The organism is Mycolicibacterium psychrotolerans, from assembly GCF_010729305.1.
Taxonomy (GTDB): Bacteria; Actinomycetota; Actinomycetes; order Mycobacteriales; family Mycobacteriaceae; genus Mycobacterium; species Mycobacterium psychrotolerans.
The window spans coordinates 1,389,246-1,413,810 of record NZ_AP022574.1; the positions used below are offsets into that span (position 1 = coordinate 1,389,246).

Below are 24,565 nucleotides of genomic sequence, written 5' to 3' on the forward strand. Positions count from 1 at the left end.
GGGACTGGAAGGGCGCATCATTAAGCCATGCCCGCCCGATGTGTCCTGCTCGTAGCCGCGGCTTTCGTCGCGCTGGCGCTTGCGCCGCCGGGTGCCGCTGAACCGGGATCAGGCTCTGCCGCCGCGGTGATCGACGATCTGGAGGGTCAGGGCTACGACGTCCAGATCAACTGGGTGAGCGGCGTGAGCAGCCGCCCGCTAGGCGAGTGCCAGGTGCTCGGCGTGCACAACCCCGATCTGACCGGGCCGCCGCCGGAGACGTTCACGACCGTCTACGTCGACGTCTCCTGTCCCAACCACGACGACGACGTCTCCGTCAACGGCGGCATCGGGATCGGTATCGGATTCTGAGGCCGCTCGATCGACTGGTCGCCGCGACACCCGACTCCCGCGACCGGGTGGTCGACGCCGCTCGTGCCGTGTGCATCGTGGTGGTGGTGCTGTGGCACTGGACGCTCTCGGTGACGCACCGAACCGCCGACGGCGCACTGGTGATGCCCAACCCGGTGCACACGGTGCCCGGCGCCTGGGTCGCCACGTGGGTGCTGCAGGTCATGCCGCTGTTCTTCGTGGTCGGTGGATACGCCAACCTGGCGGCCTGGGAACGCGCCCAGGCCACCGGCACGTCGGCCGCCCGGTTCGTCGGCGGCCGGCTGCGCCGTCTGCTCTGGCCCACCGCCGCGTGGGCTGCGGTCTGGCTCGCCGGTGAGGTGATCGCCGCCGCGTTGCCGGGCCCGCATCGCTGGGTATGGCAGTGGTTTCCCGGCTATCTGGTGCCGCTGTGGTTTGTCGTTGTCTACGGCGTGATGATCGCCCTGGTGCCGCTCACCGCGGCGCTGCACGTCCGCGCCGGCCCGACTGTGCTGGCGGTGCTGGTCGCACTCATCGCCGGCGGCACCGTCTTGGTGCGCGGTGCCGGCCTGGAGGCTGCTGCCTGGCCGACCGCCGCGCTGGTGTGGGTGTTCTGCCACCAGCTCGGGTACTGGTGGCGCAGCGCTGATCTCGGCCACCGGCCGCTTCAGGTGCGGTCGGCGATCGCCGCGGCGGGTCTGGCCGGACTGCTGGTCCTGACCCTGTGCGCCGGCTTTCCGCCCTCGATGGTGGCCACCGTGGGCGCCGCCGAGTCGAACCTGTTCCCGACGAACGCCACGATCGCGGCCCTGGCGGTGTTCCAACTCGGGCTGCTGGTCCTCGTGACTCCGGTGGCGAGAAGGCTGCTGCGCCGGCCCGCAGTGTGGAAGCCGGTGGTGGCGGTCAACGCGGTCGCGATGACCGTGTTCGTCTGGCACATGACCGCCTACCTGCTCGTGGTGTGGGTGTACGAACGGTCGGGCGGCACGCTGCCCGCCGAGCCCACCGCGCAGTGGTGGGCGCAGCGCTGGTTGTGGCTGGTGGGCCCACTCGTCGTCCTGGTGGCTCTCGTCGCCGTGTCCGCCCGGGTGGAGGTCGCCGCCCGACATGCCGGCCGCCCGCGTGGGCGATGAGATTGTCTGGGTACTCGGGTCTGCGTGAGTATGGACACCATGGACCTTCCCGTGCTGCCTCCGCTGGAGCCGATGCTGGCCAAGGCGCAGGCCGCCGTTCCCGCGGATGCCGGGGCGTGGTCCTATGAGCCCAAGTGGGACGGGTTCCGGGCGTTGGTCTTCCGCGACGGCGACGACGTGGTGCTGCTCTCGCGCAGCGGTAAGGACCTGGCCCGCTACTTCCCCGAGGTCCTCGATGCCGTCCGCGACGAACTCGCGCCGCGCTGCGTGCTCGACGGCGAGATCGTCGTGCCCCGCGAGATCGGCGGCCGGGTGCGGCTGGACTGGGAGTCGCTCAGCCAACGCATCCACCCCGCCGAATCGCGGATCAGGATGCTGTCCGAACAGACCCCCGCGCACTTCATCGGCTTCGACGCGCTGGCCGTCGGCGACACCTCGCTGCTCAAGGATCCGTTTCGGACACGACGAAACGCATTGTCCGAGGCGGTCTTCGAGAAGCAGTGGTGTCACGTCACCCGCACCACCGAGGACGCCGACCTGGCCACCCGGTGGTTGCAGGAGTTCGAGGGCGCGGGCCTCGACGGCGTGATCGCCAAGCGACTCGACGGCGCCTACCTGCCCGGCAAGCGGGACATGGTGAAGGTCAAGCACGCCCGCGACGCCGACTGCGTAGCGATCGGGTACCGAATCCACAAGAGCGGCGAGGGAATCGGCTCGATCCTGCTCGGGCTGTACCGCGACGACGGGGAGCTGCAGATGGTGGGCGGTGCCGCGTCCTTCACCGCCAAGGCGCGACTGAGCCTGCTCGCCGACCTGGAGCCGCTGCGCATCGGCGACGACGTGCGCGACGGCGAACCGAGCCGCTGGAACTCGGCGGCGGACAAACGCTGGATCCCGGTCCGGCCGGAGCGGGTGTGCGAGGTCGCCTACGACCAGATGGAGGGCGACCGGTTCCGCCACGCGGTGAAGTTCCTCCGGTGGCGGCCCGACCGCGAGCCGGCCAGCTGCACCTTCGATCAACTCGACGTACCGATCACCTACGACCTCTACGACGTGCTGGAGAGCTCCTGACATGGCAATGGCGGCAACCGAACTCGACGTCGACGGGGTGAAGGTCCGGTTGACCAACCCCGACAAGCCGTATTTCCCGCAGCTGGGCAAGGACGGAACCAAGGGCAAACTGGTCGAGTACTACCTGTCCGTGGCCGACCCGATGGTGGCCCTGCTGCGCGATCGGCCGGTGCATCTTCAGCGCTTCCCCGACGGCATTGAGGGGGAAGAGATCTACCAGAAGCGGGTGCCGCAGAAGCATCCCGACTACCTCGAGACCTGCACCGTGACCTTCCCGTCCGGACGCACGGCCGACGCGCTGAAGATCACCCATCCCTCGGCGATCGCGTGGGCGGCGCAGATGGGCACCGTGACGCTGCACCCGTGGCAGGTGCGCTGCCCGGACACCGAACATCCGGACGAGTTGCGCATCGACCTCGATCCGCAGCCCGGCACCGGCTTCGCCGAAGCCCGCACGGTCGCGGTCGACGTGCTCAAGCCGCTGCTCGACGAACTCGGTCTGGTCGGCTACCCGAAGACGTCCGGAGGGCGCGGGGTGCATGTGTTCCTGCGGATCGCCACCGACTGGGATTTCATCGCGGTGCGGCGGGCCGGGATCGCCCTGGCACGTGAGATCGAGCGGCGCGCGCCGGAGGCGGTGACGACGTCGTGGTGGAAGGAGGAACGGGGGCAGCGGTTGTTCATCGACTACAACCAGAACGCGCGCGACCGCACATTCGCCTCGCCCTACTCGGTGCGCAAGACCCCGATCGCGACGGTATCGACACCGCTGACGTGGGAGGAACTGCGCACCGCGGACCCCGACGACTACACGATCCGCACCGTGCCCGCGTTCGTGGCCGGCCGACCCGATCCGTGGGCCGGCATCGACGCCACGGCCCAGTCGATCGACGGGCTGCTGGAGATGGTGGCCGCGGACGAGGAGCGGGGTCTCGGTGACCTGCCGTACCCGCCGAGTTACCCGAAGATGCCGGGCGAACCGCCCCGGGTGCAGCCTTCGAAGAAGGTCGCCGCGCACTGGGACGATGAGGGCAACAGGGTCGGGGACTGACCGCAAGGGGGACGTTCGGGGGCGTCTGCGTCTGTGTACACAGTTGGTGCGACGGCGGCCAGTCTGATGCTGACTGCTTAACACCACAGTTGCACCAACGGCCATCTGACGTTGGAGTAAATGAACGCAACCGGTTCTCGGCTCCACCGCTTCTATCCGGCTACCCATCCCGCCGCCGGTCAATCGCGACGAGCGGTATCAATTCGACGCACGACGAGGGCGATGGCGCCGGCGGCTGCAGTCAGTCGTTACCCTGCCCAGGTGACCTTCCGCAAGCTGCTCGCCGCGCTGGCGATCGTCGGGGTGCTGGCCAGCGGCGTGGGCATCGCGTCGCTGGTCCTGGTCACCCGGTCCGACCAGCAGCAGGCCAGCGCGCCGCGGCGCAACCCGCCGGCTCCGCCACCGCCGTCGGTGCCCACGGTCAAGGAGTTCCTCATCGGGGTGACCGTCACGGCCCAGACCTGCGACCCGGCCGGCATGTGCGTCTACACCTACACGATCGAACCCAAATACGTTGGGCTGCATCCCTTCCCGGAAACACCCTTCACCGTCGAGTACGAGGTCGTCGGAGGCAACCAGCCCCAGCCCGGCAAGTTCACCGTCCAGGGCGAGAAGGCGGAGATCTACAAGGACGTCCAGATCGAGGGGCCGCCGGGCGCGCGGTTGTCGGCGAATGTGCTGCGCGTCGTGGAGGAGCCGCCGCCCCCACCGCCACCACCGGGCGCACCGCCACCGCCACCGCCACCCGCCGAGCCGCCGCAACCATGACCGATCCCCAGCGCAGCCCCTGGATCCGTAATTTCAACCCGGCACCGGCCGCGCGCCTGCGGCTGGTGTGCTTCCCGCACGCCGGTGGGTCGGCGAGCTACTACTTCCCACTGTCGCGGGCGCTGTCGCCCGAATTCGACGTCTACGCGGTGCAGTACCCCGGACGGCAGGACCGCTACAAGGAGCCGTTCGTCGAGACCATCGACGACCTGGCCGATCAGGTGCACGCCGAACTCCGCGCCCTCCCGGCCGGACCGGTGGCCTTCTTCGGGCACAGCATGGGGGCGGTGCTGGCCTTCGAGGTGGCGCGCCGGATGGAGACCCGGACCGGCCGGGCGCCGGCCACCGTCTTCGCCTCCGGGGCGCGCGCGCCGAGTCGCTACGGCGACGAGCGGGAGCACAAGGACGATCGCGAGCTGGTCGAGGTGATGCGGCAACTCGGCGGCACCGACCCCCGGGTGCTGGAGAACCGCGAGATGCTCGAGACGTTCCTGCCCGCGTTCCGCAACGACTACCGGGCGCTGCAGGCCTACCACCGCGGCACCGACGTCGGCATCACCGCGCCGATCGTCGTGATGACCGCGACCGACGATCCCAAGACCAGCGTGGCCGACGCGTCGGCGTGGCACGAGCACACGACCGGCGGGGGCACGGTGCACACGTTCACCGGGGGCCACTTCTACCTGGAGAAGCAGCCGCAGGGCGTCATCGAGGTGATTGGGCGGACGCTGCGGGCGCTACCGGACTGACGGCCGGGCTGCGCCGCGTCGCCAGCACCGACCCCGTCAGGATCAGCGCCAACCCGGCGACGTTCCACGCTGTCAACGGCTCTGCCAGCACCAGCACGCCGGCCGCCAGCGCCACCGCCGGGTTGACGTAGGTGAACACCAGCGCTCGGGCGGCGCCCACCTCGCGGATCAACGCGAAGAACACCAGGAACGCCGTCGCGGTGCAGATCACCGCGAGGGCAGCCATCGCGATCAGCACGCGCGTCTCCGGGACGGCGTCGGGCCATGTCGCCGCCGCCGGAGCGGCGTAGACGAGAGCGGCGAGCGTCAGGCATGCCGCCGTCATCGGAAGCGTAGGGACGTCGGCCAGGTAGCGGGCGGCGACCAGCGGCGCGATCGCGTAGCAGACCGACACCATCAGCACCTCGGTCACCGACCACGCACTACCGCCGGTGAGTTCGGGGCCGGCCAGTGCGGCCACCCCGGCCAGTCCGACACCGAGGCCCGCCAGCCGGACAGGGGTCAACCGGTGCTCGCCGCCGGTGAGCCGGTCCAGCAGCGCCGCCACGATCGGCGACGCCGCGATCAGCAGGCCGGTCAACGAGCTGGACAGGTGCCGCTCGGCATCGGAGAGCAGCAGCCACGCCGCGATGATCTCGAAGAAGGCGAACACGACGACCGGCTTCCAGTGCGCCAGCACCGGTGCCCACGCCTGCCGGCGCAGGGTCAGCGGAATCAGCACCAGCGCGCCGATCGCGGTCCGCGCGAGCACCAGCACCGGCACCGAAACCCCCTCCACCGCAACCTTGATGAGGAGGTAGGGGATGCCCCAGATGAGACTCATCGCGGCGAACAGCACCCAGCCGCGCACGCTCATGCCCACCATGCCACCGCATCAGCGGCCGCGGACGCAACCGAATTGCGTCGGTCGGCCGGGCGCTCAGCCGGTGGGCACCACGCCGCGCGGCATCGGCAGCGGCAGGTCGGTGTAGGTTGCGATGCCCGGCGCCGCGGCCACGACGGCGGGGATCGCGTGGATCGGCGGCATCGCGGTCATGATGTGGCCGAGCACGAAGAAGTCCTCGATCGACGTGGCATTTTCGATCATGTCCTGCGGCGGCAGGAAGCCGACGTTCATGGTGACCGTCGGACGGCCGTCGATGGTGATCTTCCAGCCGTCACCGTCGAGCTTCCAGTCCGGTTCGAGGGTCTGCCCCTTCTTCCACCGGACGTTGATGTCGATGACCGTCTTGCCGTTGACCCTCCCTTGCCAGCTGGCGAAGACCCCCGCGACGTGGCCGGCGGGAATCGTCCACGACGCCATCGGCAGGTCTTCGGTGGTCTGTGCGTACTCGGAAACGCAGCTGATGTCGTCGAGTTCGATGCCGAGGGCGTCGGCCACGAGCGCGACGGCCTCGGCGAACACGGCCGTACCGTTCGCCGCCATCGGCGCCAGCGCGGGATCGTCGATCGCAGCGCCGAAACCGACGGGACGTTCGGTGTCCGGCGAGTCGTAGAGCGTGGTGTCGGCGGACTCGGCGATCGTGATCTTGTCGATGCGGTCACACGCCGTGCCCGCCACGATCGCGAGCATCTCGGCGAACCCGGGGCTGACGCCGGACCCGAACAGCGTCGAGCCGCCGCGCAGGCACGCCTCGGCCAGCCGGGCTCGTCGTTCATCACCGAGGTTGTGCCCGGTGATGAACGACGCGGACGCGACCACGTTGACCCCCGCTTCCAGGATCCGCACGAGGTCGTCGACGTCGATCCACATCGGGTTGTAGACGACGACGTCGGGTTTCAGCGCGAGCAGCGCCTCGACGTCGTCGGTGGCGGTGACACCGAGCGGGGAGATCCCGGCGAGCTCACCGACGTCGCGGCCCACCTTGTCGGCCGACCATGCGTAGCAGCCGACGAGTTCCAGATGCGGATTCGCGGCGATCGCGGCGACGGCGCTCTTGCCGATGTTGCCCGTCGTCCACTGGACGACGCGGTGGGGAGCGGTGTTGTGCACTCGCTCAGCATAGGTCTAGGGGCCGGGCGTCAGCACCGCTTTGCCGGTCCGGGTGCCGCCGTTGCGGTCGATCCACGTCAGCTCGACGACGTCCCCGGCGTAGTGCCGATCCAGCAGCGCAGGCAACGACTTCGACGAATCCAGCCGCACCCCGTCCACCGCGACCAGCAGATCACCGTTGGCCAATCCGGCCTGTTCGGCCGGGCCGCCGCGCAGCACCTCCTGGATGACCACGCCGGGTTCGTCCTGCGGCGCCGTCCGGATGCCGACCCCCAGCAGGACCGGCGGGCCGATGTGGACATTGTCGGACGGAATGCCCGAGCGGATCTGGTTGGCGATCGCCGTCGCATCGTTGATCGGGATCGCGAAGCCCTTCCCGCCGGGACCCATCTTGAAGTTCACCGACGCGGCCGTGGTGATGCCGACGACCTGGCCGGCGCCGTTGACGACAGGCCCGCCGGAGTCGCCGGCGCGCACGGGCGCCGCGAACTCGATCAGTCCGGTGATCTCGTCGCTGGCACCGGTGAGCGAGTCTTCTGCGGTGACGGTCTGATTGAACGCAGTGAAGGTCCCCACCTCGCGCGTCAGCGGACTCTGGGTCCCCGAGGCGTTCCCGAGCGCGATTACGGGCTCGCCGGGGACCAGGACGTTGGAGTCTCCGATGGCCGCCGGCGGGAGCCCGCCCGCGCCCTGCAACTGGATCACCGCGACGTCGCGTTTGCGGTCGTAGCCGAGGAGGACGGCGGGGTAGGGGCGGCCGTTGACCGTCCCGGTGATGCGGTCGGCTCCCTGCACGACGTGGAAGTTCGTCAGGACCTGGCCGGCCGGGTCGATGACGAACCCCGTTCCGGCCCCGATGACGCCTTGATAGTCGACCTGGGTGTCGATGCGCACGACGGACGGTTCCACCTGCCCGGAGACGGCCAGCAGATCAACGGGGGCCGCGTCTGCAGGTGCCACGGGCGCGACCAGAGCGAGCATCGCGGCCAGTGCGACCAGGAGAAGCCGAAGCGGGAGTAACGGACCCATAACCTCAATAGTGGCCGTGAGAAGGGCTGCTGTCGAACGAGATGGCGGTAGCTCAGTCCTCGACCGCCACGCCGCCGCGGGTGCGTCTGCGGCGGCTGAGCAGCGTTCCCTTGCCGGTCGGACGCCTGTTCTGCAGCTTGCCACCGGCGTCGGACTCATGCTCGGAATCAGCGGATCCGTCCTCGGACTCGAGGTCGGAGTCCGCCTCGGCCGTCGGCGTCACGTCGGCGTCCTCGTCCCCATCTGCCTCGGCGGTCTCATCGACCTCGTCGACCTCGTCGACCTCATCGGTCTCGGCCGACTCGGCGGGGGTCCCCTCGCCGTCGCCGGCTTTCCGGCGGCGCCGGCGCGACGTGCGCTCCTTGACCTTGAGCGGTTTCGGCGGCGGAGGCGGCAGCTCGGCGACGAATGCCAGGTAGAACGCCAGGATCGCGAGCAGCGCGATAGCCGCGGCGGCGCCGTAGATGCCGAACAGCCACTGTCCGACGGTGTCCAGCGACAGCCAGATCTCGGCGATCGCGGCGCCGATGATCAACACACCGGCCAGCACGTGCAATGCGATCGACGCGGTGCGCAGACGCAGGGCCAGCCGGGGCACGCCGAACTCGGGACGGCGGGTCCGCAGCAGCGTGAACACCACCGGCAACGCGGCGAGGCCGATGAGCGCGCCGGTGACGATGCGCAGCACCGTGCCCAGCGTGTGCGAGCTGTCGCCCAGCAGCTCGGAGGTGCGGGGCAGGACGAAGAAGAAGTAGAGAACACCGGCGGCGACTGAGAACGACGCGTGCCAAACCACCGCGACGGTGCGGCCCATACTCCTCCTCGATTCTGTGCCCGGGGTGCGACCGTGCGAGTCGTCAGCCGATCGCACCCCGGGCCGAGTGCGGAGGATAGGGGATTTGAACCCCTGAGGGCTGTTAACCCAACCCGCGTTCCAGGCGAGCGCCATAGGCCACTAGGCGAATCCTCCGCGGGCCATGGTAGCGGACCGGCATGGTGACTCCCCACATCTCCCACCGGCTAGACTCTCCGTGGACCCCGCGCGGCGTCCATCCTGTGAACTCCCCCAGGGCCGGAAGGCAGCAAGGGTCAACGGGCTCTGGCGGGTGCGCGGGGTCCCCTTTCTTTTTCCGGGACATCCACCCCACGACGGCGGAAGGCGAGCGGTGTCGTTTCAGTCGCTGGGCCGCGACGAACTCGTCGGCCGGCACGAGCAGCAGCAGCGCAATTACGCCGAGCTGCAAGCCAAGAACCTGCACCTCGACCTGACCCGCGGAAAGCCGTCGCCAGCACAGCTCGATCTGTCCAACGGCCTGCTCGACCTGCCGGGAAGCGGCCCCGACGCCTACCGCGACGGCGAGGGCACCGACACCCGCAACTACGGCGGCCTGCACGGGCTGCCGGAGTTGCGCGCGATCTTCGGTGAGCTGCTCGGCATCGGGGTGCCCAACCTCATCGCGGGCAACAACGCCAGCCTGGAGTTCATGCACGACGTCGTCGTGTACTCGCTGCTGCACGGAGGCGTCGACTCGCCGCGGCCGTGGATCGACGACCTGCGCGACGGCACGGGTGTGAAGTTCCTGTGTCCCTCGCCGGGGTACGACCGCCACTTCGCGATCACCGAGACACTCGGCATCGAGATGATCACCGTGCCGATGCGCGAGGACGGCCCCGACGTCGACACGATCGAAGAGCTCGTCGCGGCGGACCCGGCGATCAAAGGCATGTGGTGCGTGCCGGTGTACTCGAACCCGACCGGCACCACCTACTCCTGGGAGACGGTCCGGCGACTCGTCCAGATGCCCACGGCGGCAACCGATTTCCGGCTGATGTGGGACAACGCGTATGCGGTGCACACGCTGACCCACGACTTCGTCAAACAGGTCGACGTGCTGGGCCTGGCCGCGGCGGCCAACCACCCCAACCGGCCGCTGGTGTTCGCGTCCACGTCGAAGATCACCTTCGCCGGGGGTGGTGTCAGCTTCTTCGGCGGATCGCTGGGCAACATCGCGTGGTACCTGCAGCACGCGGGCAAGAAATCCATCGGGCCGGACAAGATCAACCAACTCCGGCACCTGCGCTTCTTCGGCGACGCCGACGGTGTGCGGGTGCACATGCGCCGGCACCAGGAACTGCTCGCGCCGAAGTTCGCGCTGGTGCTCGAGATCCTCGACGAGCGGTTGGGCGAGTCCAAGATCGCGTCGTGGACCGAGCCCAAGGGCGGCTACTTCATCAGCCTGGACGTGCTGCCCGGAACGGCCAAGCGCACCGTGGCCCTGGCCAAGGACGCCGGCATCGCGGTGACCGAGGCGGGCGCGTCGTTCCCCTACCGAAAAGACCCGGACGACAAGAACATCCGGATTGCGCCCACGTTCCCCGGGATGTCCGATCTGCGGGAGGCCATCGACGGGCTCGCGACCTGCGCGCTGCTCTCGGCCACCGAGTCGTTGCTGGCCGACAAGTAGTCGGTCGGGGTCGGTAGCCTTCTCGGCGTGGCTCTCTACCGCAAGTACCGACCGGCGACGTTCGCAGAGGTCGTCGGCCAGGAACACGTCACCGAGCCGCTGTCCACGGCGCTGAACTCCGGGCGCATCAACCACGCGTACCTGTTCTCCGGTCCGCGGGGGTGCGGCAAGACGTCGTCGGCCCGGATCCTGGTTCGGTCGCTGAACTGCGCGCAGGGGCCCACCGCGACGCCGTGCGGGGTCTGCGATTCGTGCGTCGCGCTGGCCCCCAACGGTCCCGGCAACGTCGACGTCGTCGAACTCGACGCCGCCAGCCACGGCGGCGTGGACGACACCCGCGAACTGCGCGACCGCGCCTTCTACGCCCCGGCCCAGTCGCGGTACCGCATCTTCATCGTCGACGAAGCGCACATGGTGACCACCGCGGGCTTCAACGCGCTGCTCAAGATCGTCGAGGAGCCGCCCGAGCACCTGATCTTCGTGTTCGCGACGACCGAGCCCGAGAAGGTGCTGCCGACCATCCGGTCGCGCACCCACCACTACCCGTTCCGTCTGCTGGCCCCGCGCACGATGCGCACGCTGATCGAGAAGATCGTCGCGTCGGAGAGCGTCGACGTCGACGACGCGGTCTACCCGCTCGTCATCCGCGCCGGCGGCGGCTCGCCGCGCGACACGCTTTCAGTGCTCGATCAGCTGCTCGCGGGCGCTCACACCAATGCGGCGGGCTCGAGCCACGTCGCCTACCAGCGCGCGCTGGCGCTGCTGGGCGCCACGGACGTGGCGCTGATCGACGACGCGATCGACGCGCTGGCGGCCGGCGACGCCGCGGCGCTGTTCGGCGCGGTCGAGGGCGTCGTGGATGCCGGGCACGATCCGCGCCGCTTCGCCACCGACCTGCTGGAACGGTTCCGGGATCTGATCGTGCTGCAGGCCGTGCCCGACGCGGTCGCGCGCGGCGTGGTCGACGGCGCGCAGGACGAGCTGGAGAGGATGCGCGAGCAGGCCGCCCGGATCGGCACCGCGACGCTGACGCGCTATGCCGAGGTGGTGCACGCCGGGCTGGGGGAGATGCGTGGCGCGACGGCGCCGCGGCTGCTGCTCGAGGTGGTGTGCGCGCGCCTGCTGCTGCCCTCGGCCAGCGACACCGAGTCCGCGCTGCTGCAGCGCGTCGAGCGCATCGAGACGCGGCTGGACATGTCGATCCCCGCCGACGAGAACGGCGCCGCGCGGCCCGCCGCCCCGGCCAAGCAGTACGTCCGCAAGACGAAGGCGCCCGAGCCGGCAGCCGAACCCGGGCCCGCACCCCCGGCCGCCCCACCCGTTCCTGTTCCTGTTCCTGCTCCGGCTCCGGCTCCGGCTCCGGCACCCGAACCTGTTGCGGCAGAACCGGTGCCGTCCCCGCCCCCGGTGCGGCCACCCGCCGCCCCCGCCGTCGAGGCGCCGCCGGTGACACCCGCGGCCGCGGTCGCCGCCGGCGAGCCGAACGCCGCAGCCGTGCGCAGCATGTGGACCACCGTGCGGGAAAAGGTCCGCGAGCGCAGCCGCACCACCGAGGTGATGCTCGCCGGTGCGATCGTGCGGGCCGTCGAGGGCAACACCCTGGTGCTCAGCCACGAATCGGCGCCGCTGGCCAAACGGCTCACCGAGGCGCGCAACGCCGACGTCATCCGCGAGGCGCTCAAGGATGCGCTCGGGGTGAACTGGAACATCCGCTGCGAGACCGGCACCGCGCCCGCGGCAGCGGCGCCCACGGCCGCCGAACCGCGGCGCCTCCCCGACGAACCGCCCCCGCCCCCCGACGGCGACGACGAGGAGAGCATGCTCGCCGAGGCGGGCAACGTCGACCCCGCCGCGCCCCGGCGCGACCCGGAGGAGGCCGCGCTGGAACTGCTGCAGAGCGAGCTCGGAGCGCGCCGCATCGACGGCTGAGCTCAAGCGGCTGGAATCAGGCAGTCCACCAGGGCCGCAACGGCAGGCCACCGTCGCGGCCGCGCTCGTCGAGCTTGACCGCCAGCACCTGGTGCAGCTGGATCGCGTTCTGCTCGAATCCCACCCGCGAACCGGCCATGTACAGCCCCCACACCTTCGCGGTCGCCAGCCCGACCTCGGCCACCGCCTCGTCCCAGTGCTCGACGAGGTTGCGGTTCCAGTCGCGCAGCGTCATCGCGTAGTGGTTGCGCAGATTCTCCTCGTGCACCACCTCCAGGCCGACGTCCTGGACCTCGGTGATGATCCGTCCGGAACCGGTCAGCTCGCCGTCGGGGAACACGTACCGATCGATGAAGCCGCCTGCGGCCGCGCCGTGCCGGTTGTCGTGGCGGGTGATGCAGTGGTTGAGCAGCAGCCCGCCCGTGCGCAGCTTCGACTTGAGGAAGCGGAAGTAGGCGGGGTAGTTGGCCACTCCGATGTGCTCGGTCAGGCCGATGGACGACACCGCGTCGAACTGCGACTCCCGCACGTCGCGGTAATCGCTGTGACGCACCTCGGCGAGGTCACCCAACCCCTCCTCGGCGATCGCCTTCTGCGCCCACTCGGCCTGCTGCCTGGACAGCGTCACGCCGATCGCCTTCACACCGTGGCGGGCGGCGTAGCGCACCATGCCACCCCAGCCGCACCCGACGTCGAGCAGTCGATCGCCCGGCTTCAGACGCAACTTCTCGAACACCAGGCGGTACTTGTTGTCCTGGGCTTCCTCCAGCGTCGCCTCGGGATGCTGGTAGCACGCGCAGGTGTAGGTCATCGACGAGCCGAGCACCCACTCGTAGAAGGTGTTCGAGACGTCGTAGTGGTGATGGATCGCCTCTGCATCACGAATCTTGCTGTGCCGCAAACCTTCTGCGAATCGGCGCCACCGCGGCAGCGCCTCCTGCGGCGGCGGCGAGATCGGCTTGAGATGTTCGATGCCGATCGAGCGGATGACCTGGGCCAGCACCCGAGCCGGCGGACGTTTGAAGTCGAGCTTCTCGGTCAGCGCGTTGAGCAATTCGTACGGATCTCCGGGGTGCACACCGTGCGCCTCGAGATTGCCCGAGATGTAGGCGCGGGCAAGCCCGAGATCGCCGGGTGCGGTCGCCAGATACGTCGTGCCGCGGGGCGTCAGCAGATCCAGGCCCAGTTCGGCGTCCTCGGGTCCGGCGCTGCTGCCGTCATAGGCGGTGAACTTCAGCGGCTGGGTGCCGGAGGCGAAGATCTCCAGGATCTCCGCCAGGCTCAGCCGGCCGTCGGCGTTGTTGGCCGCGTCCGTGGGCCGCTCTCGAAAAGTCGTCATTGTCGCCGTACCGCCTTCGCATACAGGTCGAGGAACCGGGAATCCGGGTCGTAGATCTTCTTCACCGTTGTGTACACCTCGCCGCCGTAGAGTTCGTCGAACTCCTCCGGCGCATAGAAGGCGTCGGAGTACAGCGATTTGTGTCCGTCGAGGTCGCTGACCTTTCGCTCGATCATCCGGTTCGTATACCCCTCCTCGGGACCGACAGGCACCGAGGACCAGAATCCGACGTTGACATAGCTGTGATGCGGCCGGATCGGGTACAGCGGCCAACCGCCCGTGGAATTCGCCGCGTCGCGAAGCCGCAACGGACACAGCCAGATCGGCTCGATCGGAACGGTCGCCAGGAACCACTCGACGAACTCGGCGGTGCGCTCGATCGGCACCTCGACGTCCTGCACCACCCGTTCCCGCGGCGGGCGGCCGTTCCGCTTCTCGATGCGGTCGGCGATGTCGAAGCGCTGGTCGTAACCGATCAGCTTCCAGTAGAAGCTGGACCGTCGGAGGCCCCGCGGCCAGAACCGGCGGATCCGCGGGTCCTGCGCGCCGAAAGCCCGTGAACACCAGAACCAGTCGGTGTCCCAGCGCCACAGGTAGTCGTGGATCGTCAACCGGTCGTGCTTCTCCCCGGACGGATGCTGGATCGACCGGTAGTAGATCTGCTGACCGGTGTAATCGCTGACCGGGCCCGGCGTCGCCGACTGGACGCCCAGACAGAGGTAGCTCTCGTCGGCGCTGAACACGACGCCGTCGAGATAGTCGACCCGCTCGCCGTTGAAGCCGCCGGTCTCGATGATCCGGTCCATCGCCTCGATCAGCGCGTCGATCGCGTGGAATCGCACGTGCCGCAACGCGACGAACGGTTTCACCGGTTCCAGCTCGATCGTCAACCGCACCGAATAGCCGAGCGTGCCATAGGAATTCGGGAACGCATGGAAGAGGTCCGGGTTCTCGGTCGGCGATGCGCGCACGACGTCGCCGGTGCCGGTGAGGATGTCCATCTCGAGCACCGACTCGTGAGGCAGGCCGTTGCGGAACGAGGCCGACTCGATGCCGAGGCCGGTGACAGCGCCACCGAGGGTGATCGTCTTCAGCTGCGGGACCACCAACGGTGCGAGACCGTGCGGCAGCGTCGCAGCGACGAGATCTTCGTAGGTGCACATGCCTGCGACCTCGGCGGTACGCGCCACCGGATCGACGGAGATGACATCGGTCAGGCCGGAGACGTCGAGGCCGGGCGCGGTGCTCTTCGCGCGGACGCGAAAGAGATTGGACGTGGGTTTGGCCAGACGCACGGTGGCACCGGGCGGAATCGCCCGGTAGCTGGCCAGCAGCCGCTCCACACCGTCGGCGTGAGCTGCACGTGCGTCGGTTGCGGGAACAGACACACATATACGCTAGTCCGCGGTGGCAACCGATGCGACCGCACCCGAGCCAGATGAGGAGTTCGCACCGATGGGACAGGTCAGCGCGTCCAGCACGGTATTGATCGACGCCGACCCGGCGACAGTGCTCGGCGCCGTCGCCGACTACGAAGCGATGCGGCCGAAGATCCTCTCGGAGCACTACAGCGGCTACCGCGTGCTCGAAGGCGGCCAGGGCGCGGGCACCGTCGCCACGTGGAAGCTGCAGGCCACCAAGTCGCGCTCCCGCGACGTCAAGGCCAGCGTCGACGTCGCCGGCCACACCGTCATCGAGAAGGACGCGAACTCCTCGATGGTGACCAACTGGACCGTGGCACCCGCCGGCCCGGCGGGGTCGTCGGTGACCCTCAAGACGTCGTGGCAGGGTGCCGGCGGCATCGGCGGCTTCTTCGAGAAGACGTTCGCGCCGATCGGGCTGCGCAAGATCCAGGCCCAGGTGCTGGGCAACCTCAAGCGCGAGGTGGAGGGCACCGAGGCCGTCGAGGACGTGTAGCGGGCGTCAGGTCCGCTGGGTGCTCAGGAAGGCCACGATCCCGCGGACCACGGCGTCGGCGTACTTCTGCCTGCCCTCCGCTGTGGTCATCAGCCCCGAGTCGATCGGGTTCTTCATGTTGCCGCATTCGACGAGGATCGACGGATACTGCGCCAAGTTGAGGCCGGCGATGTCCGCCCGCGGGTTCAGCCCCGACGAACCGATATAGGTCGCCGGGGGAATGCCCGAGCCGGCCAGCTGGTCGCGCATCACCTGCGCGAACTGCACCGCCGGGCCCGCCTGCGCCGCGTTGAGCGGCGGCGAGGAGTACAGCACGTGGAAGCCGCGGCCGGTGGGGGGACCGCCGTCGGCGTGGATCGACACGACCGCGTTGGGCCGGATGGCGTTGGCCATCGCGGCGCGTTCGTCGACGCACGGCCCGGGTCCGCTGTCGTCGCCGCGCGACATCGCCGTCCGCACGCCCAGCGCGGTCAGGGCCTGACGGATCCGCAGCGTGGTGTCCCAGGTGAACGAGTGCTCGGGGAAGCCGTCCGCGGTGGAGGTGCCGCTGGCCTGGCAGTCCTTGGTGCCGCCGCGGCCGGTGGGCACCTGGCGGCCCATGTCGGCCATCGACGCCTGATGGCCGGGGTCGAGGAACACGATCATGCCCGCGATGTTGGTCGGGGCGGCCTGGGCCGGGACGGCCAGCGTGGAGGCCGCGACGAGCAGCCCGGCGGCGATGGTGGCGCCGACACGCACGGCAGCTCGGAATGGCACGGCGCCACGGTAGCCCGCCCGCCGACTAGGCTGAAACCCCGAAGCGTCGCTTTCGACGTGAGCGCAACCAAGTCGAGACCGACACGCAATCAACACCCCAGAGGAACAGCTATGCAGCCCGGTGGCCAACCCGACATGTCAGCACTCCTCGCGCAGGCCCAGCAGGTGCAGCAGCAGCTGATGGAGGCGCAGGAGGCGCTGGCGAACTCCGAGGTGCACGGCCAGGCCGGCGGCGGGCTGGTGCAGGTGACGATGCGCGGCAGCGGCGAGGTCGTGGGGCTGTCGATCGACCCGAAGGTCGTCGACCCGTCCGACGTGGAGACGCTGCAGGACCTGATCGTCGGCGCGATCGCCGACGCCGCGAAGCAGGTCACCATTCTGGCTCACGACCGGCTGGGTCCGCTGGCGGGCGGCATGGGCGGCCTCGGCTTGCCGGGGATGTGACTCTTTGTTCGAAGGACCCGTCCAGGATCTGATCGACGAGCTCGGCAAGCTGCCCGGGATCGGGCCCAAGAGCGCCCAGCGCATCGCGTTCCACCTGCTGTCGGTCGAGCCGCCGGACATCGACCGGCTGACCGCCGTGCTGAACAAGGTCCGCGACGGGGTGACGTTCTGCGCGGTGTGCGGCAACGTCAGCGACGAAGAACGCTGCCGCATCTGCTCCGACCCGCGTCGCGACGCGTCGCTGGTGTGCGTGGTGGAGGAACCCAAGGACGTGCAGGCGGTGGAACGGACCCGCGAGTTCCGGGGGCGCTATCACGTGCTGGGTGGCGCGCTGGATCCGCTGTCGGGTATCGGGCCCGACCAGCTGCGTATCCGGGAGCTGCTGAACAGGATCGGAGAACGCGTCGACGGTGTCGAGGTGGCCGAGGTGATCATCGCGACGGACCCGAACACCGAGGGCGAGGCCACCGCCACGTACCTGGTGCGGATGCTGCGCGACATCCCGGGGCTCTCCGTGACCCGGATCGCGTCGGGACTGCCGATGGGCGGGGACCTGGAATTCGCCGACGAGCTGACACTGGGCCGGGCGCTGGTGGGCCGCCGCGCAATGGCCTGAGGGGTCTGGGGTACGCCACTGGGTCTGGCGTCTGGCGCCACTTTTGCCTTACCTCCGCACGTTCTGCATCCGTCTACTCGCACTTCGTGTGCAAAACGTTTAGGGGTGAGACTTCTGGGGCCTTGTGACCGTGGCTGCTGTGTGCGCGTCCCGCTGGCCTCAGCTCTGCACGTTCTGCATGCGTCTACTCGCACTTCGTGTGCGAAACGTGTACGGCTGAGGTTTTGTCGGTGGCGGTGGGCAGCATGCCGTGCATGAACAGAGTGATTCTCGGGGGAGAGGCCGTCCGAGCCGGTGTGGTCACCCGGCATGAGTTGCGGCGCGACTACACGACGCTGTATCGCGGGGTGTTCGTGCGGAAGGCCATCGAGGTCACGTTGCGGGACCGGGCGATCGGTGCGTGGCTGGCGACCGGTCGTAAGGGAGTCATCGCGGGTGCAGCCGCCTCAGCATTGCACGGAGCGCCGTGGATCGACGTCGACCTCCCGATCGAGGTCGCCGGGGTCCGGGCCCGCCCGCAACACGGACTGATCATCCGCGGCTTCGCGCTGTCGGGCGACGAGATCACCAGACGCTGCGGACTTCCCGTCACCACACGGGCACGGACGGCCCTCGACGTCGGTCGCCTATCGAGCCGGGCGGAGGCTCTGGCTCGCCTTGATGCCTTGATGTGGAATCAGCCCTATTCCCTCGAGGGGGTGGCCGCGATTGCGGATCGGCGGCCGAAGTTGCAGGGCCTCGGCCAACTGCGCGATCTGCTGCCCCTTGTCGATGGCGGCGCGGCATCGCCCCGGGAAAGCCGGATGCGACTGTGGTTGTTGGACTGCGGGTTTCCGCGACCTGAGACACAGATCCCGATTGTGACCGGCTCACGGCCCGTTGCTTTTCTCGACATGGGTTGGCCAAAGTTCAAGGTCGCTGTCGAATACGACGGTGATCACCACCGGAAGGACCGCAAGCAGTATGTCAAGGACATCGGACGGCTGCGGATGCTGGAGCAGATGGGGTGGATAGTGATTCGCGTGATCGCCGAGGAACGAACTGCCGAGTGGTTGGACCGCGTAGAGGCCGCATTGCGTGGTCGTGGGTGTGTGCTCGATCCGAGTGACACCCAACAGTTCGTGAGGAAGCTGGCGGCCTAGACCCGTCGCGGCGCGGCCAGCCGCTCCCGCCGCAGCTGGTCGACCTCCGGAAGATCCAGTGGCGCAAGGGGTCCCACCACCTTGGCGAGCAGGTAGTCGGCGAGTTCCGGGTTGCGCGCCAGGCAGCAGCCGTGCAGATAGGTGGCGACGACGCTGCCCTGCACCGCGCCGTCGACGCCGCCGCCGGCCCGGTTGCCCGCGCCCTTGGTCACGGCGGCCAGTGGCCGCGCGTCGGCGCCCAGATCGGTTCCGCCGCGGTGGTTCTCGAACCCGGTGAGTCGCTGGGTGAGACCGTCGATCAACGGCGTCGACGCCACCTCCCCGATGGTCCGCTCGACCTGCGGGGACGTGGTCACGTCCAGCAGCCCGACGCCGGCGACGCGCTCGCCCGCCGACGTCTCGTACCAGTGGCCGAGCACCTGGATCGCTGCGCAGATCGCCAGCACCGGCGCGCCCCGCGACACCGCCTGCTGCAAACCGGGATAGCGGATCAGATGCTTGGTCGCGAGCCGCTGCGCGTAGTCCTCCGCGCCGCCGAGCGTGTACAGATCGAGCTCGCCGGGCACCGGATCGTCCAGCGTGATCTCGACGATCTCCGCGTCGATTCCCCGCAGCCGCAACCGCTGTCGCAGCACCACGGAGTTGCCGCCGTCGCCGTAGGTGCCCATCACGTCGGGCAACACCAGCCCGATCCGCACCGCCGATTCAGCCATGTTCCCCCCGGTCGCTCCGCTCCTGCCCCTCCGGGATCATCCCAGGGCCCGATTCAGGTGCAGGAAGGCCGTGTAGTTGGCCAGCACCTCGACGTGTCCCGGTGGGCATGACCGGATCGCGGCCATCGTGTCGTGCACCAGGGTGTGGCCGACGCCGGCGTACCCGAGGCGCACGGCCAGATCGGTGCCGCGTTCCCCGGCGGCCACCACCGGAACCGTCTCGAAGTGTTCGAACTTGACGTCCCACAACCACGAGAGGTCTTCACCGTCTGGCACCTGGCCGTTGACCGAGATCACCACCCCCGCGGCGTCCCGGTCCACCATGGACAGCGCCTCCTGCCATCCGGCCGGGTTCTTGGCCAGCAGGATCCGCGCGGTGTGCGCCGACCCGACCGGGACGGTCCGGTAGCGGCCGGCGACCTCGTCGACGGCTGACACGGCCGCCACCGCGACGGCCGGGTCGGCGCCCAGCGTCACCGCCGCGGCCACCGCCTGCGTCGCGTTGCCCCGGTTGACCGTGCCGGGCAGGGTGAGCGCCATCGGCAGCGACAGCCCGTCGGGACCGTGGACGTGGGTGTCGTCGAACCACCAGTCGGGTTCCGGGCGCGCGAAATCGGTGCCGGTCGAGTGCCAGTGGGCGCCGTCGCGCACGATCACCTCGCCCGAGCGCGGGCAGCTCACCGAGTCGCTGGCCCAGCCGCCGCCGGCTGCTACCCAGACCACGTGTGGGCTGTCATACGCCGCCGATGTCATCAGCACGTCGTCGCAGTTGGCGACCACCACCGCGGCGGGATGACGGGCCAACCCGGCGCGCAGGGTCCGCTCGATGTGGTTGATCTCACCCACCCGGTCCAGCTGGTCACGCGAGAGGTTCAGCAGCACGATCACCGACGGGCAGACCGCATCGCTGACATGCGGCACGTGCATCTCGTCGACCTCGAGGGCGGCCAGCGTCGCATCCGGCGCGGCGGCCAGCGCGGCCACCAGACCGGCGTCCATGTTGGCGCCCTCGGCATTCGTGGCGACGGGGCCCAGGGTGGCCAGCGCGGCCGCGGTCATCCGCGTGGTGGTGGACTTGCCGTTGGTGCCGGTGACGACGACGGTGCGACGGCCCTGACCGAGCTGGCCGAGGATCGTGCGGTCCAGCGTCATCGCCACCAGCCCGCCGATCATCGCGCCCGCGCCCCGGCCCGTGACCCGGGACGCCCACCGCGCGCCGGCGCCTGCGGCAAGCGCGACTCGTCCGCGGACCGAGACTCCCCGGTCGCTTCGCTCCTGCCCTCCGCGGGTGACCATTCCCGGCAGTTTAGAGAAGCGCCCGACACGCGGCGTGGGGAGCGGGGCTTGTCGGGGCTGCGTGCCATCCTCGGTGTGTGAGCTCAACCGACGCCAGAACCTGGGGCAGGCCCGCCGATCAGGCGGGCGCCGGGTGGGCGGTCGTCGACGTGGAGACCTCGGGGTTCCGGCCGGGGCAGGCCCGGATCGTGAGCGTCGCGGCGCTGGCTCTCAGCGACGACGGCAACGTGGAGAAGAGCCTGTACAGCCTGCTCAACCCGGGTGTGGACCCCGGCCCGACGCATGTGCACGGACTCACCGCCGAGATGCTGGACGGCCAGCCCACGTTCGGCGATGTGGTCGGGGATCTGATCGAAGTGCTGCGCGGCCGCACGCTGGTCGCCCACAACGTGGGCTTCGACTACGCGTTCCTGACGGCCGAAGCGGAGCTGGTGCAGGCCGAGCTGCCGGTGGAGACCGTGATGTGCACCGTCGAGCTCGCCCGTCGACTGGCGCTCGGTCTGGAGAATCTGCGGCTCGAGACGCTGGCCGCGCACTGGGGCGTCACGCAGATGCGGCCCCACGATGCGCTCGACGACGCGATGGTGCTCGCGCAGATCCTCAAACCCGTCCTCGTCCGGGCGCAGGAGCATCGCAAATGGCTGCCGGTGCACCCGGTGTCGCGGCGCACGTGGCCCAACGGCCGGGTCACGCACGAGGAGTTGCGCCCGCTCAAGGTGGTGGCCGCGCGGCTGCCCTGCCGCTACGCCAACCCGGGCCGGTTCGTCGCTGGCCGGCCACTGGTGCAGGGGATGCGTGTGGCACTGGCGACCGAGGTGGACCACACCCACGAGGAACTCATCGAGCGCATCCTGCGCGCCGGGCTGGCCTACACCGAGTCGGTGGACGCCCACACGTCGCTGGTCGTGTGCGATGCCGGTGCCCCGGAGCAGGGTAAAGGTTTCCAGGCCGGGGACTTCGGGGTGCCGTTGATGGGCTCGGCTGACTTCCTGCGCTCGCTGGACATCGTGGTCGGAGGGACCGCCGTCGAGGACTTCACCGACCCCGACGACGCCGAGGATCAACTGGCGCTGTTCTGACTCAGTCGCAGACCCGGCCCGGGTAACACCCGGCGACGTCCGGCATGCCGTCCTGGCCGGGAGGGATCTCGCCGGCGATGGGCGGAGTCCCTTCCTCGCTGGGCTGGCACGGTGTGCCCTCGGCCGCGCTGCCGGGATCGTCACAGGGAACAGGCTGTGCAGAAGCGACCGGAGCCAGCGAGATCAAGGTCGCCGCTGCCCCGGTCAGCACCGCCGATCCGATGGTGATGAGTTTCATAGTGCTGGCATTGCCAGCGCATTCACGTTCGAAACAGGCCTCGGATAAGACTTTTCAAGATCACTGCTCAGTGCAGAGCCTTCACCTTCAGCGCATCGAACTCCCCCTGGCTGATGGCCCCGCCGTCGAGAAGTGCCTTCGCGTCGGCGATCTCCTGCGCCGGGCTGCGGCCGGCCGCGGTCCGGATGTAGTCCTCGGTCTCCTTCTTGGCCTGCAGAGCCTGCTCGCGGGCCCGTTCAGCCATGCCGGTGCCGCGCACGATGAGGTACACCAGCGCGGTGATGTAGGGCACCAGGATCAGGAAGATCACCCAGACGGCCTTGATCCAGCCCGACGTCTTGTGGTCGCGCCAGAACAGGTCGACCAGGATGTTGAACAGGATCATCAGGTACGCGATGAACGCGAAGATGACGATCGTCGACCACAGGAAGCTCCAGAACGAATCCAACATGAGGCCAGTTCAGCACCCGCGCGGTCGCGCGTTGAGGGCCGAAAGACCTCATGGGGCAGGCCTGGTGTCAGTTCCGGGCGGCGCGGTTCACCGCGGAGACCACGGCGCGCAGCGACGCCGTGGTGATCGACGTCGCGATCCCGACGCCCCACACGGTTTTGCCGCCGATCGACGCTTCCACGTAGGCGGCGGCCTGGGCCTCCTCGCCCGAGGACATCGCGTGCTCGGAGTAGTCCAGCACGTTGACGTCGTAACCGATCGCACCCAGCGCATCGCAGAACGCGGCCAGCGGTCCGTTTCCGGCGCCGACGATCTCGCGTTCCTCACCGTCGACCTTGACCACCGCGGTGATGGTGTCGGTGCCCCCGTCGACCTCCGCGGCGTCGACCCGTTGCCGCATCCGCTCCAGCGGGCTGACCGGCGCCAGGTACTCCTCGTAGAACGCGTCCCACATCTCCTTGGGCGACACCTCGCCGCCCTCACCGTCGGTGATGGCCTGAATGGCCTGGGAGAACTCGATCTGCAGCCGCCGCGGCAGGGCCAGCCCGTGGTCGGCCTTCATGATGTAGGCGACGCCGCCCTTGCCCGACTGTGAATTGACCCGGATCACGGCCTCGTACGTGCGTCCGACGTCCTTCGGGTCGATCGGCAGGTAGGGGACCTGCCACAGGATGTCGTCGACATCCTTGTCGGCAGCATCAGCGTCGAATTTCATGGCGTCCAGGCCCTTGTTGATGGCGTCCTGGTGGCTGCCGGAGAACGCCGTGTAGACCAGATCGCCACCGTAGGGGTGACGTTCGTGCACCGGCAGCTGGTTGCAGTACTCGACGGTGCGGCGGATCTCGTCGATGTTGGAGAAGTCGATCTGCGGGTCCACGCCGCGGCTGAACAGGTTCAGCCCCAGCGTCACCAGGCACACGTTGCCGGTGCGCTCGCCGTTGCCGAACAGGCAGCCCTCGATGCGGTCCGCACCGGCGGCGTAGCCCAATTCGGCTGCGGCGACGGCGGTTCCGCGGTCGTTGTGCGGATGCAGGCTCAGGATGATCGACTCGCGGCGGGCCAGGTTGCGGCTCATCCACTCGATGGAGTCGGCGTAGACGTTGGGGGTGGCCATCTCGACGGTGGCAGGCAGATTGACGATCAGCGGGACGTCCGGCGTGGGCTCGACGATGTCAGCGACGGCATTGCAGACCTCGACGGCGTACTCCAGTTCGGTGCCGGTGTAGGACTCCGGCGAGTACTCGAACCGCCACTGTGTGCCGGGATACTTGCGGGCCTCGTCGACGCACATCCGCGCACCGTCGGTGGCGATCTTCTTGACGGCATCGCGGTCGGCGCGGAACACCACGCGGCGCTGCAGGATCGACGTCGAGTTGTAGAAGTGCACGATCGCCCGGGGCGCACCCTGGCAGGCCAGGAACGTGCGCTCGATCAGCTCGGGGCGGCACTGCGTCAGCACCTGGATGGTGACGTCGTCGGGGATGGCGCCCTGTTCGATGATCTCCCGGACGAAGTCGAAGTCGGTCTGGCTGGCCGACGGGAAACCGACCTCGATCTCCTTGTAGCCCATCCGCACCAGCAGATCGAACATGCGGCGCTTGCGGGCCGGGCTCATCGGGTCGATCAGCGCCTGGTTGCCGTCGCGCAGGTCCACCGCGCACCACATCGGTGCGGTGGTGATGGCTTTGTCCGGCCACGTGCGGTCGAAAGGAATCGGCACTGAGCCCGACGCCGGGCTCCCGCCCGGTACCTCGTCCGCGAAACTGCGATACCGATTCACCGGCATCGACGAGCCGCGCTGGGTGTTCCATGCGGGCTGGCCGGGATGAGGTGCGCCGGCGGGCGTGGTGATGGTGCGTACCGAGCTGAAGGCGTCGGCGCCAGGGGTGTAGTTCGTGGGAAAAGAATCGGTCATCTCGGTGCTCCGGATAGGTCTAGGGGGAATTCAGACCGGCGCATCGCGAACACCCGCGACGGGAGGCCGGTCTGGATCAGACCCCGTCGCGGCGTCCGAGAAGGAGCACACGCTGCACGG

At 69.2% G+C, this 24,565-nt stretch carries 25 protein-coding genes, 1 tRNA gene and 1 other RNA gene; 14 read left to right on the plus strand and 13 right to left on the minus strand.

The annotated features are described in order from the left end of the window. Positions 1 to 27 precede the first annotated feature (27 nt). The 6 genes from G6N45_RS06885 to G6N45_RS06910 all read left to right on the plus strand — a co-directional run bounded on the left by G6N45_RS06885 (position 28) and on the right by G6N45_RS06910 (position 5,123). Positions 28 to 351: a hypothetical protein gene (locus tag G6N45_RS06885; RefSeq protein WP_163721080.1), complete on the plus strand. Its 324-nt coding sequence runs from the start codon at positions 28 to 30 to the stop codon at positions 349 to 351. Positions 352 to 398: 47 nt separating this feature from the next. Then, entirely contained in the window at positions 399 to 1,484 is a 1,086-nt protein-coding gene (locus tag G6N45_RS06890) for an acyltransferase family protein (RefSeq protein WP_163721081.1), read from the plus strand. Positions 1,485 to 1,514: 30 nt separating this feature from the next. Further along, positions 1,515 to 2,555 (plus strand): ATP-dependent DNA ligase, encoded by a 1,041-nt coding sequence (locus tag G6N45_RS06895; RefSeq protein WP_163727963.1) that lies wholly within the window; start codon positions 1,515 to 1,517, stop codon positions 2,553 to 2,555. A gap of 1 nt (position 2,556) precedes the next feature. Then, positions 2,557 to 3,606 (plus strand): non-homologous end-joining DNA ligase, encoded by a 1,050-nt coding sequence (gene ligD / locus G6N45_RS06900; RefSeq protein ID WP_163721083.1) that lies wholly within the window; start codon positions 2,557 to 2,559, stop codon positions 3,604 to 3,606. Between the two features lie 222 nt (positions 3,607 to 3,828). After that, a complete protein-coding gene (locus tag G6N45_RS06905; RefSeq protein WP_163721085.1) occupies positions 3,829 to 4,374 on the plus strand; it encodes a hypothetical protein in 546 nt (181 codons plus the stop codon). After that, a complete protein-coding gene (locus G6N45_RS06910) occupies positions 4,371 to 5,123 on the plus strand; it encodes a thioesterase II family protein (RefSeq protein WP_163721088.1) in 753 nt (250 codons plus the stop codon). Before G6N45_RS06905 ends, G6N45_RS06910 begins: the two co-directional genes overlap by 4 nt. Here G6N45_RS06910 and G6N45_RS06915 read toward each other — a convergent pair. The 5 genes from G6N45_RS06915 to G6N45_RS06935 form a co-directional block, all read right to left on the minus strand. Further along, positions 5,080 to 5,979 (minus strand): DMT family transporter, encoded by a 900-nt coding sequence (locus G6N45_RS06915; RefSeq protein WP_163721089.1) that lies wholly within the window; start codon positions 5,977 to 5,979, stop codon positions 5,080 to 5,082. The two genes, G6N45_RS06910 and G6N45_RS06915, sit on opposite strands and share 44 nt — an antisense overlap. A 63-nt stretch (positions 5,980 to 6,042) precedes the next feature. Beyond that, on the minus strand, positions 6,043 to 7,116 hold the full coding sequence (locus G6N45_RS06920; RefSeq protein ID WP_163721091.1) for an NAD(P)H-dependent amine dehydrogenase family protein: 1,074 nt from the start codon (positions 7,114 to 7,116) through the stop codon (positions 6,043 to 6,045). Positions 7,117 to 7,131: 15 nt separating this feature from the next. Beyond that, positions 7,132 to 8,145, minus strand: coding sequence for a S1C family serine protease (locus G6N45_RS06925; protein ID WP_163721094.1), 1,014 nt, complete (start codon positions 8,143 to 8,145; stop codon positions 7,132 to 7,134). Between the two features lie 52 nt (positions 8,146 to 8,197). Beyond that, positions 8,198 to 8,959, minus strand: coding sequence for a lipid uptake coordinator LucA (locus G6N45_RS06930; RefSeq protein ID WP_163721096.1), 762 nt, complete (start codon positions 8,957 to 8,959; stop codon positions 8,198 to 8,200). Between the two features lie 70 nt (positions 8,960 to 9,029). Then, positions 9,030 to 9,115, minus strand: a tRNA-Ser gene (locus G6N45_RS06935). Between the two features lie 60 nt (positions 9,116 to 9,175). Between G6N45_RS06935 and ffs the strand changes: the two genes are divergently transcribed. From ffs to G6N45_RS06950, 3 genes are all read left to right on the plus strand, one after another. Next, positions 9,176 to 9,270: signal recognition particle sRNA small type (gene ffs, locus G6N45_RS06940), an RNA gene on the plus strand. A gap of 41 nt (positions 9,271 to 9,311) precedes the next feature. Next, positions 9,312 to 10,610, plus strand: a complete 1,299-nt coding sequence (locus G6N45_RS06945; RefSeq protein ID WP_163721098.1) for an aspartate aminotransferase type Ic — start codon at positions 9,312 to 9,314, stop codon at positions 10,608 to 10,610. Positions 10,611 to 10,637: 27 nt separating this feature from the next. Continuing rightward, complete coding sequence (locus G6N45_RS06950; protein ID WP_163721100.1) at positions 10,638 to 12,539, plus strand: DNA polymerase III subunits gamma/tau; 1,902 nt, start codon at positions 10,638 to 10,640, stop codon at positions 12,537 to 12,539. A gap of 16 nt (positions 12,540 to 12,555) precedes the next feature. On the opposite strand, the gene G6N45_RS06955 is transcribed toward G6N45_RS06950, so the two are convergent. Both G6N45_RS06955 and G6N45_RS06960 read right to left on the minus strand, forming a co-directional pair. Next, positions 12,556 to 13,878, minus strand: coding sequence for a class I SAM-dependent methyltransferase (locus G6N45_RS06955; RefSeq protein ID WP_163721102.1), 1,323 nt, complete (start codon positions 13,876 to 13,878; stop codon positions 12,556 to 12,558). Next, a complete protein-coding gene (locus tag G6N45_RS06960; RefSeq protein WP_163721104.1) occupies positions 13,875 to 15,266 on the minus strand; it encodes an FAD-binding oxidoreductase in 1,392 nt (463 codons plus the stop codon). The genes G6N45_RS06955 and G6N45_RS06960 overlap by 4 nt, the downstream gene beginning before the upstream one ends. 67 nt (positions 15,267 to 15,333) lie before the next feature. On the opposite strand from G6N45_RS06960, the gene G6N45_RS06965 reads away from it, so the two are divergent. Continuing rightward, complete coding sequence (locus G6N45_RS06965; protein ID WP_163727966.1) at positions 15,334 to 15,795, plus strand: SRPBCC family protein; 462 nt, start codon at positions 15,334 to 15,336, stop codon at positions 15,793 to 15,795. A gap of 6 nt (positions 15,796 to 15,801) precedes the next feature. Here G6N45_RS06965 and G6N45_RS06970 read toward each other — a convergent pair whose 3' ends face one another. Next, positions 15,802 to 16,551 (minus strand): Rv3717 family N-acetylmuramoyl-L-alanine amidase, encoded by a 750-nt coding sequence (locus G6N45_RS06970; RefSeq protein WP_163721106.1) that lies wholly within the window; start codon positions 16,549 to 16,551, stop codon positions 15,802 to 15,804. Positions 16,552 to 16,662: 111 nt separating this feature from the next. Between G6N45_RS06970 and G6N45_RS06975 the strand changes: the two genes are divergently transcribed. The 3 genes from G6N45_RS06975 to G6N45_RS06985 all read left to right on the plus strand — a co-directional run bounded on the left by G6N45_RS06975 (position 16,663) and on the right by G6N45_RS06985 (position 18,753). After that, the gene (locus tag G6N45_RS06975; protein ID WP_048421075.1) at positions 16,663 to 16,995 is read left to right on the plus strand and encodes a YbaB/EbfC family nucleoid-associated protein; all 333 of its coding nucleotides are present in this window, start codon (positions 16,663 to 16,665) and stop codon (positions 16,993 to 16,995) included. A 4-nt stretch (positions 16,996 to 16,999) separates the two neighbouring features. Further along, complete coding sequence (gene recR / locus G6N45_RS06980) at positions 17,000 to 17,611, plus strand: recombination mediator RecR (RefSeq protein WP_057149471.1); 612 nt, start codon at positions 17,000 to 17,002, stop codon at positions 17,609 to 17,611. A gap of 254 nt (positions 17,612 to 17,865) precedes the next feature. Then, positions 17,866 to 18,753, plus strand: a complete 888-nt coding sequence (locus G6N45_RS06985; RefSeq protein ID WP_163727968.1) for a DUF559 domain-containing protein — start codon at positions 17,866 to 17,868, stop codon at positions 18,751 to 18,753. On the opposite strand, the gene G6N45_RS06990 is transcribed toward G6N45_RS06985, so the two are convergent. Further along, positions 18,750 to 19,466 (minus strand): type 1 glutamine amidotransferase, encoded by a 717-nt coding sequence (locus G6N45_RS06990; protein ID WP_163721108.1) that lies wholly within the window; start codon positions 19,464 to 19,466, stop codon positions 18,750 to 18,752. The two genes, G6N45_RS06985 and G6N45_RS06990, sit on opposite strands and share 4 nt — an antisense overlap. Before the next feature lie 36 nt (positions 19,467 to 19,502). Then, entirely contained in the window at positions 19,503 to 20,762 is a 1,260-nt protein-coding gene (locus tag G6N45_RS06995; protein ID WP_163721110.1) for a Mur ligase family protein, read from the minus strand. A 77-nt stretch (positions 20,763 to 20,839) separates the two neighbouring features. On the opposite strand from G6N45_RS06995, the gene G6N45_RS07000 reads away from it, so the two are divergent. Next, on the plus strand, positions 20,840 to 21,841 hold the full coding sequence (locus G6N45_RS07000) for a DEDDh family exonuclease (protein WP_163721113.1): 1,002 nt from the start codon (positions 20,840 to 20,842) through the stop codon (positions 21,839 to 21,841). 1 nt (position 21,842) lies between these two features. On the opposite strand, the gene G6N45_RS07005 is transcribed toward G6N45_RS07000, so the two are convergent. The 3 genes from G6N45_RS07005 to leuA form a co-directional block, all read right to left on the minus strand. Further along, positions 21,843 to 22,079: a hypothetical protein gene (locus G6N45_RS07005; RefSeq protein ID WP_163721115.1), complete on the minus strand. Its 237-nt coding sequence runs from the start codon at positions 22,077 to 22,079 to the stop codon at positions 21,843 to 21,845. A gap of 67 nt (positions 22,080 to 22,146) precedes the next feature. After that, positions 22,147 to 22,530, minus strand: coding sequence for a PLDc N-terminal domain-containing protein (locus tag G6N45_RS07010; RefSeq protein ID WP_163721117.1), 384 nt, complete (start codon positions 22,528 to 22,530; stop codon positions 22,147 to 22,149). Positions 22,531 to 22,597: 67 nt separating this feature from the next. Further along, the gene (leuA, locus tag G6N45_RS07015; protein ID WP_163721119.1) at positions 22,598 to 24,445 is read right to left on the minus strand and encodes a 2-isopropylmalate synthase; all 1,848 of its coding nucleotides are present in this window, start codon (positions 24,443 to 24,445) and stop codon (positions 22,598 to 22,600) included. Positions 24,446 to 24,565 lie beyond the last annotated feature (120 nt).

Bases quoted from the DNA above. Each gene is read 5' to 3' on its own strand.
- G6N45_RS06955 (WP_163721102.1), bottom strand. From the start codon at position 13,878: ATGACGACTTTTCGAGAGCGGCCCACGGACGCGGCCAACAACGCCGAC.
- G6N45_RS07005 (WP_163721115.1), bottom strand. From the start codon at position 22,079: ATGAAACTCATCACCATCGGATCGGCGGTGCTGACCGGGGCAGCGGCG.
- G6N45_RS06915 (WP_163721089.1), bottom strand. From the start codon at position 5,979: ATGAGCGTGCGCGGCTGGGTGCTGTTCGCCGCGATGAGTCTCATCTGG.
- G6N45_RS06925 (WP_163721094.1), bottom strand. From the start codon at position 8,145: ATGGGTCCGTTACTCCCGCTTCGGCTTCTCCTGGTCGCACTGGCCGCG.
- G6N45_RS06895 (WP_163727963.1), top strand. From the start codon at position 1,515: ATGGACACCATGGACCTTCCCGTGCTGCCTCCGCTGGAGCCGATGCTG.
- ligD (WP_163721083.1), top strand. From the start codon at position 2,557: ATGGCAATGGCGGCAACCGAACTCGACGTCGACGGGGTGAAGGTCCGG.
- G6N45_RS06910 (WP_163721088.1), top strand. From the start codon at position 4,371: ATGACCGATCCCCAGCGCAGCCCCTGGATCCGTAATTTCAACCCGGCA.
- G6N45_RS06995 (WP_163721110.1), bottom strand. From the start codon at position 20,762: ATGGTCACCCGCGGAGGGCAGGAGCGAAGCGACCGGGGAGTCTCGGTC.
- G6N45_RS06990 (WP_163721108.1), bottom strand. From the start codon at position 19,466: ATGGCTGAATCGGCGGTGCGGATCGGGCTGGTGTTGCCCGACGTGATG.
- G6N45_RS06885 (WP_163721080.1), top strand. From the start codon at position 28: ATGCCCGCCCGATGTGTCCTGCTCGTAGCCGCGGCTTTCGTCGCGCTG.
- G6N45_RS07010 (WP_163721117.1), bottom strand. From the start codon at position 22,530: ATGTTGGATTCGTTCTGGAGCTTCCTGTGGTCGACGATCGTCATCTTC.
- G6N45_RS06930 (WP_163721096.1), bottom strand. From the start codon at position 8,959: ATGGGCCGCACCGTCGCGGTGGTTTGGCACGCGTCGTTCTCAGTCGCC.
- G6N45_RS06965 (WP_163727966.1), top strand. From the start codon at position 15,334: ATGGGACAGGTCAGCGCGTCCAGCACGGTATTGATCGACGCCGACCCG.
- G6N45_RS06905 (WP_163721085.1), top strand. From the start codon at position 3,829: ATGGCGCCGGCGGCTGCAGTCAGTCGTTACCCTGCCCAGGTGACCTTC.
- G6N45_RS06985 (WP_163727968.1), top strand. From the start codon at position 17,866: ATGAACAGAGTGATTCTCGGGGGAGAGGCCGTCCGAGCCGGTGTGGTC.
- G6N45_RS06975 (WP_048421075.1), top strand. From the start codon at position 16,663: ATGCAGCCCGGTGGCCAACCCGACATGTCAGCACTCCTCGCGCAGGCC.
- leuA (WP_163721119.1), bottom strand. From the start codon at position 24,445: ATGACCGATTCTTTTCCCACGAACTACACCCCTGGCGCCGACGCCTTC.